At 66.9% G+C, this 12873-nt stretch carries 14 protein-coding genes; 5 read left to right on the top strand and 9 right to left on the bottom strand.

The window, feature by feature from the left end:
• Nucleotides 1-589: glycosyltransferase (locus P3W85_RS27565; RefSeq protein WP_276267085.1), on the top strand; the 589-nt coding region annotated here is incomplete at its 5' end.
• Here P3W85_RS27565 and P3W85_RS27560 read toward each other — a convergent pair.
• The gene (locus tag P3W85_RS27560; protein WP_276267084.1) at nucleotides 540-1304 is read right to left on the bottom strand and encodes a glycosyltransferase family 2 protein; all 765 of its coding nucleotides are present in this window, start codon (nucleotides 1302-1304) and stop codon (nucleotides 540-542) included. The genes P3W85_RS27565 and P3W85_RS27560 overlap by 50 nt on opposite strands.
• An 11-nt stretch (nucleotides 1305-1315) precedes the next feature.
• Here P3W85_RS27560 and P3W85_RS27555 point away from each other — a divergent pair, with 11 nt between their 5' ends.
• The 3 genes from P3W85_RS27555 to P3W85_RS27545 all read left to right on the top strand — a co-directional run bounded on the left by P3W85_RS27555 (nucleotide 1316) and on the right by P3W85_RS27545 (nucleotide 5008).
• Nucleotides 1316-2566, top strand: a complete 1251-nt coding sequence (locus P3W85_RS27555; protein WP_276267083.1) for an O-antigen ligase family protein — start codon at nucleotides 1316-1318, stop codon at nucleotides 2564-2566.
• Nucleotides 2563-4332 (top strand): lipid A export permease/ATP-binding protein MsbA, encoded by a 1770-nt coding sequence (gene msbA / locus P3W85_RS27550; protein WP_276267082.1) that lies wholly within the window; start codon nucleotides 2563-2565, stop codon nucleotides 4330-4332. Before P3W85_RS27555 ends, msbA begins: the two co-directional genes overlap by 4 nt.
• 85 nt (nucleotides 4333-4417) lie before the next feature.
• Nucleotides 4418-5008, top strand: coding sequence for a peroxidase-related enzyme (locus P3W85_RS27545; protein WP_276267081.1), 591 nt, complete (start codon nucleotides 4418-4420; stop codon nucleotides 5006-5008).
• A gap of 76 nt (nucleotides 5009-5084) precedes the next feature.
• Here P3W85_RS27545 and P3W85_RS27540 read toward each other — a convergent pair whose 3' ends face one another.
• Nucleotides 5085-5603, bottom strand: coding sequence for a hypothetical protein (locus P3W85_RS27540; protein ID WP_276267080.1), 519 nt, complete (start codon nucleotides 5601-5603; stop codon nucleotides 5085-5087).
• A gap of 256 nt (nucleotides 5604-5859) precedes the next feature.
• Nucleotides 5860-6777 carry a sterol desaturase family protein gene (locus P3W85_RS27535; RefSeq protein WP_276267079.1) on the bottom strand — a complete coding sequence of 306 codons (918 nt, stop codon included), beginning with the start codon at nucleotides 6775-6777 and terminating at the stop codon, nucleotides 5860-5862.
• A 96-nt stretch (nucleotides 6778-6873) separates the two neighbouring features.
• Here P3W85_RS27535 and P3W85_RS27530 point away from each other — a divergent pair, with 96 nt between their 5' ends.
• Nucleotides 6874-7539 (top strand): TetR/AcrR family transcriptional regulator, encoded by a 666-nt coding sequence (locus P3W85_RS27530; RefSeq protein ID WP_276267078.1) that lies wholly within the window; start codon nucleotides 6874-6876, stop codon nucleotides 7537-7539.
• Nucleotides 7540-7551: 12 nt separating this feature from the next.
• Here P3W85_RS27530 and rng read toward each other — a convergent pair whose 3' ends face one another.
• The 6 genes from rng to hemF all read right to left on the bottom strand — a co-directional run bounded on the left by rng (nucleotide 7552) and on the right by hemF (nucleotide 12839).
• On the bottom strand, nucleotides 7552-9018 hold the full coding sequence (rng, locus tag P3W85_RS27525) for a ribonuclease G (RefSeq protein ID WP_017225129.1): 1467 nt from the start codon (nucleotides 9016-9018) through the stop codon (nucleotides 7552-7554).
• 143 nt (nucleotides 9019-9161) lie between these two features.
• A complete protein-coding gene (locus P3W85_RS27520; protein WP_276267077.1) occupies nucleotides 9162-9767 on the bottom strand; it encodes a Maf family protein in 606 nt (201 codons plus the stop codon).
• Nucleotides 9768-9880: 113 nt separating this feature from the next.
• A complete protein-coding gene (gene rlmH / locus P3W85_RS27515; RefSeq protein WP_276267076.1) occupies nucleotides 9881-10351 on the bottom strand; it encodes a 23S rRNA (pseudouridine(1915)-N(3))-methyltransferase RlmH in 471 nt (156 codons plus the stop codon).
• Nucleotides 10352-10374: 23 nt separating this feature from the next.
• Entirely contained in the window at nucleotides 10375-11127 is a 753-nt protein-coding gene (gene rsfS / locus P3W85_RS27510) for a ribosome silencing factor (RefSeq protein ID WP_276267075.1), read from the bottom strand.
• A gap of 13 nt (nucleotides 11128-11140) precedes the next feature.
• Nucleotides 11141-11917 carry a nicotinate-nucleotide adenylyltransferase gene (locus P3W85_RS27505; protein ID WP_276267074.1) on the bottom strand — a complete coding sequence of 259 codons (777 nt, stop codon included), beginning with the start codon at nucleotides 11915-11917 and terminating at the stop codon, nucleotides 11141-11143.
• A gap of 10 nt (nucleotides 11918-11927) precedes the next feature.
• Nucleotides 11928-12839 (bottom strand): oxygen-dependent coproporphyrinogen oxidase, encoded by a 912-nt coding sequence (gene hemF, locus P3W85_RS27500; RefSeq protein WP_276267086.1) that lies wholly within the window; start codon nucleotides 12837-12839, stop codon nucleotides 11928-11930.
• Nucleotides 12840-12873: the final 34 nt, after the last annotated feature.

Raw genomic sequence — 12873 nt, 5'->3', positions numbered from 1 at the left:
ACGGCTGGAAGAGAGCCAGAAAGACTTCGCCACGCTATTGCGCGCCTATGCGGCCCTGGTGAGGGGCACGGGTTTGCGCGAGCGCCTGGTGCTGGTGGGCGAGGGCGCCTCGCGTGCGCGGCTCGAAGCACTGTCGCGCGAACTGGGCATCAGCGAACGCGTCAGCTTTGCCGGTTTCCAGCCCAATCCCTATATGTGGATCCGGCATGCGCGGCTGATGGCATTCAGCTCGAAGATGGAGGGCTTGCCCAATGTATTGCTGGAGGGCATGGCCCTGGGCCAGTTGGTGGTGAGTACCGATTGCCCGGTCGGGCCCCGCGAGATCCTGGCCGATGGCAAGGCCGGACTGCTGACGCCGGTCGGCGACGCGCCCGCGCTGGCGGAGGCGATTCGCCGCGGGCTCGAGGACGAGCCCTTGCGTGCAAGGCTGCTGGCTTACGCGGCGCGTCATATCGAGCAGATGGGGTTCGGTCCGACCTCGGCCGCCTTCAGCGCCTGCGTCGATGGCCTGCTGGGGGCGCCGGCGCAGGCGGCGGCGTCTACGGCTGCTGTTCCGCTGCCTTCGTCTGCTGCAGATACCACAGCTTGATGTACTTGTAGTAGCTGGCCTGACCGTTCATCAGCGCCACGCCGAGCCCCTGCGCGCCGTCGAGAAAGCCGCGGCGCAGCAGGTAGGTCCGCAGGAAAGCCCAGGCGCCATGCAGCACGGCGCCGGAGGGCGAAGCCGTCTTGCCGCGGGCGAAGCCTTGCTGGGCGCCCAGCGTTGAATAGTGGTCGATCTTGCGCAGCACTTGCGAGAAGTCGTCGTAGGTGTAGTGCAGCAGCGGCGAGCTGAGCCGGCCAACCGGTTTGTCGGCAACCAGGCGCTCGTGCACGATGTCATCCGTGAAGCGGGCGCAGCCGCGCCGGAACAGCCGTGTGACGTAGTCGGGATACCAGCCGCCGTGACGGATAAAGCGGCCGCAGAAGCGCGAAAGGCGTGGCAGTTCATAGGCGTCGGCCCGGCCGGACGCGACCACCGCCAGGATCTCGTCGCGCAGTGCCGGGGTGACTCTTTCGTCGGCGTCGATGGAGAAGATCCAGTCGCCGTCGGCCTTGGACACCGCCAGGTTTTTCTGGGCGCCGAAACCGGGCCAGTGCTCGGTTTCGAAGACTTCGGCGCCCAGGCTCCGGGCCAGTTCGACCGTGCCGTCCTGGCTACCCGAATCCACTATAATCGCGCGGTCGCACCAGGACACGCTTTCCAGGCACTCCCGGATATTGTGTGCCTCGTTTTTTGTAATCAGTACGACTGAGATTCTCATAGAGTTTGCTTATGGTGTTTCGTGCGACTAAACAGGCATGGCTGGCCAGCGGGCTGGTCCTTGCTTTTCCCGTGCTGCTGCTGAGCATACCGCGCGGCGCGGGCATCTTCCTCGGCGCAGTGGTGCTGGCCATGCTGCTGGGCTGGCGGGGCATGGGCCAGACCATGGCGCGCTATCGTTCCTTGCTGGTGCCGCTCGGGCTAGCCATTCTAGCGGTACTCGCGGTGAGCATCGCATCCAAGCTGCTGTTTGGCCTGCGCTGGAGCGCAATCGACAATCCCACGCGCGCGCTGCTGGCCCTGCTGACCTGCCTGCTGGTATTGCGGCATCGTCCGGACAGCCGCATGCTCTGGTACGGGATCCCGCTGGCGCTGGTGTCCTGCCTGCTGATCGTGGCGTACCAGTTCCTGGTGCTGCACGATGACCGCCCGGCGGCTTGGACCCAGCCCATTGCCTTTGCCAATATGGTGGCGGCGTTCGGACTGATCGGGTTTGCGCGGCCGGGCCATCTCCGGCGCGACCATGCATTGGCGTGGGGCGGGCTGGCGGTGGCGGGTGCCGTGCTGGTCCTCAACGGGTCGCGTGGCGCCTGGCTGTCCCTGGCCGTGACCATGGTGCCGCTGCTGGCGGTGCGCTATCGCCGTATCCGGCTGCCGGCCTTTGTCGGCATGGTGGTATTGCTGGCAGCGCTGGCAGGTGCGCTCTATGCGTTGCCCGGCAGCCCGGTCGCCAAGCGTGTGGACCTGGTCGGCCAGGATGTCGCGCAGTTCGAGGCCGGCAACGCCGATACCTCGACCGGTGCGCGTCTGCTGATCTGGCAAATGGCGGCCAAGGCGTTCGAGGCGCATCCATGGACCGGGATCGGTCTGGGCCAGTTCCGACAGCTGACGCAGGCGCTGCCGGCCTGCCAGGTCAGCCGCAGTCATCAGTTCTGCCTGGAGCATGCCCACAACGATGTGATGGAGGCGCTGGCCACCATGGGCGTGCCCGGCCTGGTTGCCGTGATGTCGATCTTCCTGGTGCCGGCCTGGCTGTTCTTCAGGTTGCTGGGCCAGAGCCGCCGCCAGGCCGACGAGCGTGGCGAGTGCCTCGCCGCGGCCGGACTGGCGGTGGTCATGTCCAGCCTGATCGGCGGCCTGACCCAGGTGACGATGGCGCACCAGGCCAACATCGTTTTTTATGCCGGCGTCATCGGGCTGTTGCTCGGCCTGGCAGCGGTACAAGCAAAGTATCCCCGCGCCGACGGGGTGGAGAATCCGTGAAAGTTCAAGAACAACATGCGCCGCCGGTTCAGGAAGCCGACACACTGAAGCGAGTCTGGGCCTATCTGCGGCCGGAAATGCGTGTCTTCATCGTCGCCATCATCGCCATGGCGGTCGTGGCGGGTGCCGAGGGGATCATCCCCAAGATTGTCAACGACCTGCTCGACAAGGGCTTCGGCGGCGCCTATGCCGGCAAGCTCTGGCACGTGCCGGCCTTGCTGACCGGCGTGGCGCTGGTGCGCGGCGTGGCGCAGTTCGCCTCCGGCTACCTGCTCAGCCTGATCTCCAACCGCGTGCTGCTGAAGATGCGCATGCAGATGTTCGAGCGCATGCTGCACGCGCCGGCGCTGTTCTTCCATCGCAATACCGCGGCTTCGCTGATCAATGCCGTGATCTTCGAAGTCAACCAGGTCATGCAGATCCTGACCGGCGTACTGATCACCCTGGTGCGCGATTCGCTCACCGTGCTGGCGCTGCTGATCTACCTCTTCTACACCAACTGGCGGCTGACGCTGGTGGTGGCGGTGATCCTGCCGGTGATCGGCTTCATCATGTCCAAGGTCAACCGCCGCCTGCGCCGCCTCAATCGCGACCACCAGGCACTGACCAACACCGCTGCCTACGTGGTCGAGGAAGCGGCCGGCGGCTACAAGGTGGTCAAGCTGCATGGCGGCGAGCAGTATGAGATATCGCGTTTTGCGGCCATGGCCGAGCGCCTGCGCGGCTATTCCATGCGCATGGCGGTGGCGGGCGGGCTGAACCAGCCGGTCACGGCGTTCCTGGCGGCGCTGGCGTTGTCGGTCATCCTGACCATCGCGATGATCCAGTCGCAGTCCAACCAGACCACCGTGGGGAGTTTCACCGGCTTTGTGATGGCGATGCTGCTGCTGATCTCGCCGCTCAAGCACCTGACCGATCTGAATCAGCCCCTGCAGCGTGGCCTTACCGCGGCCGAGATGATCTTCGGCCTGATCGATGAGCCGATCGAGCGGCAGCAGGGCGGGCTGCCGCTCGCGCGGGCGCGCGGCGAGCTGGTGTTCGACAAGGTGGGCTTCCGCTACGGCGATGCCGCGCGCCCGGCGCTGGACAATATCGATTTCCATGTCAGCGCCGGCGAGGTGGTGGCGCTGGTGGGCCCGTCGGGCAGCGGCAAGACCACGCTGGTCAACCTGGTGCCCCGCTTCTTCGATCCGACCCATGGCCGCATCCTGCTGGACGGCAAGACCATCGATGCGTTCTCGCTGCAGGACCTGCGCCGCCAGATCGCCTTCGTCAGCCAGGACGTGGTGCTGTTCAACGATACCGTGGCGGCCAACGTGGCTTATGGCGTGCATTCCGCCGCCGACATCGACATGGCGCGCGTCGAGCGCGCGCTGGCCGCGGCCTACCTGACCGATGTGGTCAAGGGGCTGCCGCAGGGCCTGCAGACCAATATCGGCGACAATGGCATGAAGCTGTCCGGCGGGCAGCGCCAACGCCTGGCGATCGCGCGCGCCCTCTACAAGGATGCGCCGATCCTGATCCTCGACGAGGCGACTTCCGCACTTGATTCGGAGTCCGAGCGTCAGGTGCAGGCCGCGCTGGAAGCCTTGATGGTCGGCCGCACCACGCTGGTGATCGCGCACCGGCTGTCGACCATCGAGAATGCCGACCGCATCGTGGTGCTCGACCACGGACGGGTGGCCGAACATGGCACCCACGCCGAGCTGCTCTCGGCCGAGGGCCTCTACGCCGGGCTGCACAGGATCCAGTTCGCGACCCAGTAAGCCGGCTTTTCCCGCTGCCCGCGGCAGCCGACGCGGGCGGTCCATGCACATTGCAGAGAGGGGGAGACCCCCGAAGGAGACCACCATGACCGCATCGACGCCGCCGCTGAGCCGCTACCCGGTTCCCGCCATCGCGGACCTGCCCGAGGATATCCGCCAGCGCATCCTGGAAGTCCAGGACAAGGCCGGCTTTGTGCCAAACGTGTTTCTCACGCTGGCCCACCGGCCGGACGAGTTCCGCGCCTTCTTTGCCTACCATGACGCGCTGATGCTCAAGGACGGCGGCCTGACCAAGGGCGAGCGCGAGATGATCGTGGTCGCCACCTCGGGCGCCAACCAGTGCCTCTACTGCGTGGTGGCGCATGGCGCCATCCTGCGCATCTATGAGAAGAAGCCGACCCTGGCCGACCAGGTGGCGGTCAACTACCGCAAGGCCGACATTACGCCGCGCGAGCGCGCCATGCTCGACTTCGCCCTCAGGGTCTGCCAGGCCTCTAACGAGGTCGACGACGCCGATTTCTCTGCGTTGCGCAAGCATGGCTTCAGCGATGAGGATGCCTGGGATATCGCCGCCATCACGGCCTTCTTCGGCCTGTCGAATCGCATGGCCAATACCATCAGCATGCGGCCGAACGAGGAGTTCTACCTGATGGGCCGGGTGCCGAAGGTCAAGTAGGGATATCGCTCTCGCGCCTGGGGATGCCGCCGCGCGGGCGGGCGGCGCACCGGCGCGATACGTCGCAGGCGCCCACTTACCGAATCTCCGCGCAAGCGCCGCTGCGCGGGTCGAACAGCACCGGCCAGGCCTGCTCGTAGATGCCCGGCGTGCAGTGCCGCTCGCAATGCGCATGCGCCAGCGTGATCCGCCTCGGGTCCTGCCAGACCATCAGCGTGCAGCCGCTATCGTCGAGCGCGCGCAGCTCGATATGCGGGGTCTTGCGGGTCTGGCGGAACTCGGTCAGGTCGAAATGGCAGGAGCCATGCCTGCCCACCCACAAGGTCCAGGTGAGCACGCGCACATCGTTGCTCGCCACGCGCAGATGCGCGTCCTCGCGGAAGCCGTCTTCCTCGGTGCGCTGGCAATTGCCAGAGAGATCGATATCGTGCGGGGGAATCGGCGTGGCCCGCTCGCGCGCGGTGGCGGCGGGAGCCGCGGGTGCTTCCGGCGCGCGCGCCTTGGGCGGGGGCGACGGTGGCAGTGTCACAGTGCATGCCGTCAACGCGGTCAACGCGGCGGCCAGCAGCCATGGAGGCAAGCGCGTGTTCTTCATGGCCACTCCTTTGCGCCCGTGCCCACTCGGCAACTGACGGCGCGCAACCATATCCGTATTTATAGAGGATGGCGCAAGGAAGGCGAGGGGAAAGCGACGGGCCAATATGCGACAGCAGACCAAGCGCGCTTGCCGCTCGGCTTGCCGGCATTTGGCTGGAGGGCGCTTCGCATGGCGCGGGCACACGGTCCCCGCGGCAATGACCGCACGGCACGCGCGCGCAAGGGAATCGCCACGACGCCGAGGCGACGCTGCCTTACTTCGGCTCGCCAGTGCTGTTGTCTGTTGTCAGGGTGACCAGGGCGGGCTGGCGGCGCAGCGCCTCGGTGGTGTGGCCCTGTCCGTCCGGGCGCCACCCTGGGGGCAGCAGGAGGTAGCCGAGCACGGCACGCAGGCTGGTGGCTTGCGACAAGTCCCGTCCAAGGTCCAGCCATTGCTGGAACTCGACCCGCAGCGGATTGCGCGATCGCATCGGCGTCACCAGTCCGTAGCGGCACGGCAAGTCGTCCCGTTCCGCAACATAGGTGCCGAACAGCCTGTCGAAGACGATCAGCACGCCGCCATAGTTGGCATCCAGGTAGTCAAGGTTCGAGGCGTGATGGACCCGGTGCGCGGACGGGGTGTTCAGGACATATTCCAGCCCGCCCAGCCGCGGAATCCAGGTGGCATGAATCCAGAACTGGTAGAGCAGGTTCAGCGACAGCGTCGCCAGCACCACGTCGGGATGGAAGCCCAGCCAGACCAGCGGCGTGAAGAACAGCGTGGTGCCGGTGAGCTTGCCGGTCCAGCCCAGGCGGTAAGCCGTCGACAAGGTGAGCTGGTTGGGCGAGTGATGGACGGCGTGCGTGGCCCAGAAGAAGCGCACGCGGTGCGCCGCGCGGTGGTACCAGTAGTAACAGAACTCCTGCCCGACGAACAACAGCGCGCCAAGCAGCCAGCCATTGAGCTCGATGGTTTGCAGGCGATGCTGCCAGGCCAGCGCGAACACCGGCGCCGCCAGCGACAAGGGCAGGAAGACCAGCACCTTGCGCCCCGCCAGGTCCACCAGCGACAGCCATGCCTCATGCCAGTCGAAGGCGCCGGGCTTGCGCCAATGCAGCACCAGCGCTTCGACCAGGGATGCGCCAACCACCACGGGCAATGCATAGAGTTGGAGTATGTCCAGATTTGTCATGCCCGGCCCCGGTGCGCGATGTTGTTCGGACGCGTTGTCTGGACGATTATATGAGCTAGTATCAGATTCATTTACTCGCGTTCCGGAGCGCCGTCCATGGAGCTGAAACCCCTTAAGATCAGCGGTCCAAGGCGCCGCCGACCGACGCAGGCGCGCGCTCGCGAGAAGCTGGAACTCATATTCGAGTCAACCATCCGGCTGCTCGACAGGGAAGGCATGGAAACCCTGAGCACCAACCGGATCGCCGAGGTTGCGGGTATCAGCATCGGTACGCTCTACCAGTATTTCTCGAACAAGCAGGAAGTGATGGAGGCTTTGGGCCGCCGGGAGATCGAGCGCGTGCTGGGCCGGCTGGATGTCCTGCTGGGCACGCCGGGCGCCGGCGACCCCGGCGATCGCGCCAGGCTGCTGGTCCGCGCGCTGCTGGGCGCATTCGGCGGCCGTCACCGGGTGCGCAAGCTATTGCTGGAGGTGGCGCTGGCTTCGCGCAGCCGTCCCGCCCTGGACAACTCCGCGGCGCAGGTCATCGAATGGCTGAGTTCAGGCCGGCTGGTGGACGCGCAGAATCGCGTGCTCGTCCTGCGGCCCATGGCTGCGTTCGTGATGACGCAGGCCGTGATCGGCGTGATTCGCAGTGCGCTTGCGCAGGACGAGATGCTGCTTGCCAGCCCGGAGATGGAAGAGGACCTGGTGCGCTTGATCCGGGGCTTCCTGCGCGAGAGCGTTTCGCCGCATCAGGCGGCCGCCGGGGGCATCGCCTGATGCGGTTCCTGTCTACATCAGGATGATGTCGTACTGTTCCTGATGGAACGTCGATTCCACCTGCAGCGAGATCGGCTTGCCGATGAAATCGCCGAGCATGGCCAGGTGCTGGCTTTCTTCCTCGAGGAACAGGTCGATGACTTGCTGCGAGCCGAGGATGCGGAATTCGCGCGGGTTGAACTGGCGCGACTCGCGCATGATCTCGCGCAGGATGTCATAGCAGACCGTGCGCGGGGTCTTGACCTGGCCCTTGCCCGTGCACACGGGGCATTGCTCGCACAGCACGTGCGCCAGCGACTCGCGGGTGCGTTTGCGGGTCATCTCCACCAGCCCCAGTTGCGAGAAGCTGTTGACGGTGATGCGGGTGCGGTCGCGCGACAGCGCGCGCTTGAGCTCCGAGAGCACCTGGTCGCGGTGCTCGGTGTTCTCCATATCGATGAAGTCGATGATGATGATGCCGCCGAGGTTGCGCAGCCGCAGCTGGCGCGCGATGGTATGCGCCGCTTCGAGGTTGGTCTTGAAGATGGTGTCGTCGAAATTGCGCGCGCCGACATAGCCCCCGGTGTTGACGTCGATGGTGGTCATGGCCTCCGTCTGGTCGATCATCAGGTAGCCGCCGGATTTCAGGTCGACCCGGCGCGACAGGGCTTTCTCGATCTCCGCGTCGATATTGAAGAGATCGAAGACCGGGCGCTCGCCGGTGTAGTGCGACAGCCGCGGCAGCACCGCGGGCGTGTACTCCTCGGCGAATTCGACCAGCTTCAGGTAGTTCTCGCGCGAATCCACCTGGATCACGTTGGTGGCGTCGTTGACGAAGTCGCGCAGCACGCGCTGGGCCAGGTTGAGGTCCTGGTAGAGCAGGCTGGGCGCGGGCAGGGTGGTGGCGTTCTGGCGGATCGAGGCCCAGATCTTGCGCAGGTAGGCGATGTCGTTGCCGAGTTCCTCGTTGCTGGATTCCTCGGCGATGGTGCGCACGATAAAGCCGCCGCGCTCATCCGCCGGCACCAGCCCCTGCACGCGCGAGCGCAGCGCTTCGCGGTCGACCTCGCCCTCGATGCGCTGGGAGATGCCGATGTGCGGGTCCTGTGGCAGGTAGACCAGGGTGCGCCCGGCAATGCTGACCTGGGTCGACAGGCGCGCGCCCTTGGTGCCGATCGGGTCCTTGATGACCTGCACCATCAGTGCCTGGCCTTCGTAGAGCGTCTTCTCGATCGCCAGCGGCGCGGTGTTGCCGTTTTTTTCGGGGTCGCGCGGATGCCAGATATCGGCCACGTGGAGGAAGGCCGCGCGTTCCAGGCCGACATCGATGAAGGCGGATTGCATGCCCGGCAGCACGCGCACGACCTTGCCGAGGTAGATGTTGCCGACCAGCCCGCGCGACAGCGTGCGCTCGACATGGAGTTCCTGCACGGCGGCCTGCTGCACGATGGCCACGCGCGTTTCCTGCGGTGTGATGTTGACGAGGATGTCTTCAGTCATAGTGGATGAAACTCGTCGCCGGCTGACCGGCCAGATGGTTGTCCGCACTTTGCCGTCACGCGCTCCGGGGGCGACGCCACGGCCATGGGGTGACGGCCATGGGGTGACAGCCACAAGGTGACGGAAGGTCGATGGCGGGGTTCTCAGAACCGCAGTTGGGCCTGTCTGAGCAGCGCAGCCGTCTCGAACAGGGGCAAACCCATGATACCCGAATAGCTGCCGCCGATTCGCGCCACGAACTCGGCGGCGCGGCCCTGGATGCCGTAGGCGCCGGCCTTGCCGGCCGGCTCGCCGCTGGCAACGTAGGCCGCGATCTCGCCAGGGGTCATGGCGCGGAAGCTGACCTCGGAGACCGATAGGGCATGGCGCAGGCCGAGCGTGGACACCACCGTCACCGCCGTCAGGACGCGGTGGGTGGTGCCGGACAGCGCGGCCAGCATGCGGGCCGCGTCGGCGTCGTCGGCGGGTTTGCCGAGGATCTCGCCGCCGAGGCAGACGGTGGTGTCCGAAGTCAGGATGGGCGCGTCCGGCAGGGCCCGCCGTTCGCGCCGGCGCAGCGCGGCCTCGGCCTTGAGCGCGCACACGCGCTGCACGTAGTCGTCGGGGCTTTCGCCAGGGAGTACGGCTTCCAGCGCCTCGGCGTCTTCATCGCCATCGGCCAGCAGCAACTCGTAGGCGACGCCAAGCTGGGTGAGCAATTCGCGCCGGCGCGGGCTCTGGGAGGCGAGATAGAGGAAGGAATGGGTCACGGCAGGCAGTCGGGGAATCCGGGTAGGGGAGCGCCAGCGGGCGGTATGCGCCGCTCCGGCCGCATTGTACCTGCCTGCCCTGGGCAGCCGGCAGGACGGCAGGCGCAAGCCGCTCAGACCCGGTGGTACGGATGGTTCTGCGTGACCGACCAGGCCCGGTAAAGCTGTTCGGCCAGCAGCACGCGCACCATGCCATGCGGCAGGGTCAGGCTGGAGAGCCGGATCAGGGTCTGGGCACGGGCTTTCAGGGCGGGATCGAGCCCGTCGGCGCCGCCGATCAGGAAGGCGACATCGCCGCCTTCGCGCTGCCAGTCGCCCAGTTGCCCGGCAAGCTGCACTGTCGTGAGATCGCGCCCGCGCTCGTCCAGCGCCACGATGCGGCATTGCTTGGGCAGCGCCGCCTCGATGCGGGCCGCCTCCCGCTGCATCACGATGGTGGCGTTATTGCTGGACGAGCGCGCTTCGGGCTTGATTTCGCGCAGCTCGATGCGCAGCTCCGGGGGCATGCGCTTGGCATACTCCGCGAAGCCGGATTCGATCCAGCCGGGCATCTTGTGGCCAACGGCCACGATCAGCAACTGCATGGCGGGAGGCGGCCCGGCCCGGCTCAGGCCGAGCGGGTGGTGCGCTTGCGCGCGGCCGGGGCCTTGGCGGCAGCCGTCTTGGCAGGTGCCTTGGCAGCCGTTTTAGTGGCCGTCTTGGTGGCGGTCTTGCGTGCCGCGCCGGTGCCGGCAGCGGTCTTGCGCGGTGCGGCGGACTTGGCCGGCGCCTTGCGTGCCGGGGCCGAGCCCAGGGCGCTGGTCAGGCGCTTTGCCACGGCCGGGGCGCGGTTGGTGGCGATGGCATCCGGATCGGTGTCTTCGTGGCCAAGCGGCGGCGAAGGCTCTTTCATGCCTTCCGGCAGGCGGGCCAGGGCGGGGCGCAGGCCGCTGGCGCGGCGCGCGGTGCGCACCACCGGGGCGGCGTCGTCTTCCTCGTCCATCGGCTCGCTGGCCTTGGCCAGGCCCTTCTTGGCGGCGGACAGCTTCAGGCGTACCGGCTTGTCGCCCCAGATTTCCTCGAGGTTGTAGTACATGCGCAGTTGCGGCTGCATGATGTGCACGACCGCGTCGCCGCAATCCACCAGCACCCATTCACCCGTTTCCAGCCCTTCCACCGCGATGATATGGCCGCCGGCATCCTTGACGGTATCGCGGACCGAGGCGGCCAGCGCCTTGGTCTGGCGGTTCGAGCTCCCGCTGGCGATCACCACCCGGTCGAACAGTTCGGTCAGGTGGGTGGTGTCGAACACCTTGATGTCCTGCGCTTTGACATCTTCGAGGCCGTCGACGATGGCGCGTTGCAGTTTGCGAATATCCATGGTGCTTTTCAGTTCAGCTGAGATCGGTTTTGGGGCGGGCCGGGATGGGCAGATCCGACTGGGTCGGCCGATACAGGCCGCGGCTCGCGATGTAGTGTGCCACGCCGGGCGGCAGCTGGTCATCTGCCGGTTGTCCGGCAGCCAGGCGTTGGCGTAGGGCGGTGGAGGAGAGGTCGACGGCAAGCGTCTGGTCGATCCACATGCGGCCGGAGGGCATGGATTGTATCAGGTCGGTGGATGCGCGCCGCGCCGCGAGCTCTTCCCGTACCGGACCGTCCAGTTCCCCGAGGTCGAAACCGGGCCGGGTCGCGACGCAAAGATGGACATCGGCGAACAGTTCCTGCCAGCCATGCCAGGTGTGCAGGCGCAGCAACTGGTCGGCGCCCATGAGCCAGGCCAGCGAGGCGGTGGGGCCATAGCGCTCGCGCAGTTCGTGCACGGTGTCGACGGTGTAGCTGGGACCCGCGCGATCCACTTCCATGCGGCTGGCATGGACCCGCGCGCGGGTGTCCGACAGCGTCGCCGCGGCCAGCTCGGTCATGGCGAGCCGGTCGGCGGCAGGGGTTACGTCGTCGCCCTTTTGCCAGGACTGGCCGGTCGGGATCCAGACCAGTTCGTCCAGTTCCAGATGCTCGATGCATAGCCTGGCCAGCGCCACATGGCCGATATGCGGCGGGTCGAAGGTGCCGCCGAGGATGCCGAGCCGGTAGGGGCGGGCGCCATGGCCGGCAGTGCTGGAGGCGGCGGATGCTGCGTTGGCGGTGCGCGGTGCTGCGTTGTCGTATTCCATAGGGTTGCCGTCAGGCCCACTCGCGTACTGGCAGGAAATCGGTGTACAGCGCGCTTTCCGCGCTGCCCGGCTCCGGCTGCCAGTCGTAGCGCCAGCTGGCCAGCGGCGGCATCGACATCAGGATCGACTCGCTGCGCCCGCCCGATTGCAGGCCGAAATGCGTGCCGCGGTCGAATACCAGGTTGAATTCCACGTAGCGGCCGCGCCGGTAAGCCTGGAAGTCGCGTTCGCGCTCGCCATAGGGTGTGTCCTTGCGCGCCTGCAGGATCGGCAGGTAGGCGTCCAGGAAGGCGTCGCCCACGGACTGCATCATGGCAAAGCTGCGCTCGAAGCCCAGCGCGGAGAAGTCATCGAAGAAGATGCCGCCGATGCCGCGTGCCTCGCCCCGGTGCTTGAGGAAGAAGTATTCGTCGCACCACCGCTTGAAGCGCGGATAGAGGTCCTCGCCATAGGGCGCGAGCGCGTCGCGGCAGGTGCGGTGGAAGTGGGTGCAGTCGCCGGCATCGCCGTAGTACGGCGTCAGGTCCATGCCGCCGCCGAACCACCAGACCGGCTCGGCGCCTTCCTTTACCGCCATCAGGCAGCGCACGTTCATGTGCACGGTGGGCACGTAGGGGTTGCGCGGGTGAAATACCAGCGAGACGCCCAGCGCCTCGAAGCCGCGGCCCGCCAGTTCCGGACGGTTGGCGGTGGCCGACGGCGGCAGCGCGTCGCCCTGCACGTGCGAGAAGCCCACGCCGGCGCGCTCCATCACGGCACCGCCTTCCAGGATGCGGGTGCGGCCGCTGCCGCGCAGGCGCTCGGTGGGCGGCTTCTCCCAGGCATCGGTCGAGAACGGCTGGCCATCGATGGCGGCGACGGCGTCGGTGATACGGTCTTGCAGACCGAGCAGATAGGCACGGACTGCCTGGGAATCGATCATGGTGTGCGGGCGGGTGGGCCGGAGCGGTGACGGC

The organism is Cupriavidus basilensis (genome assembly GCF_029335485.1).
GTDB lineage: Bacteria > Pseudomonadota > Gammaproteobacteria > Burkholderiales > Burkholderiaceae > Cupriavidus > Cupriavidus basilensis_E.
Note: the sequence above shows the minus strand (reverse complement) of the source record. Positions and strands in the feature narration are given on the sequence as shown.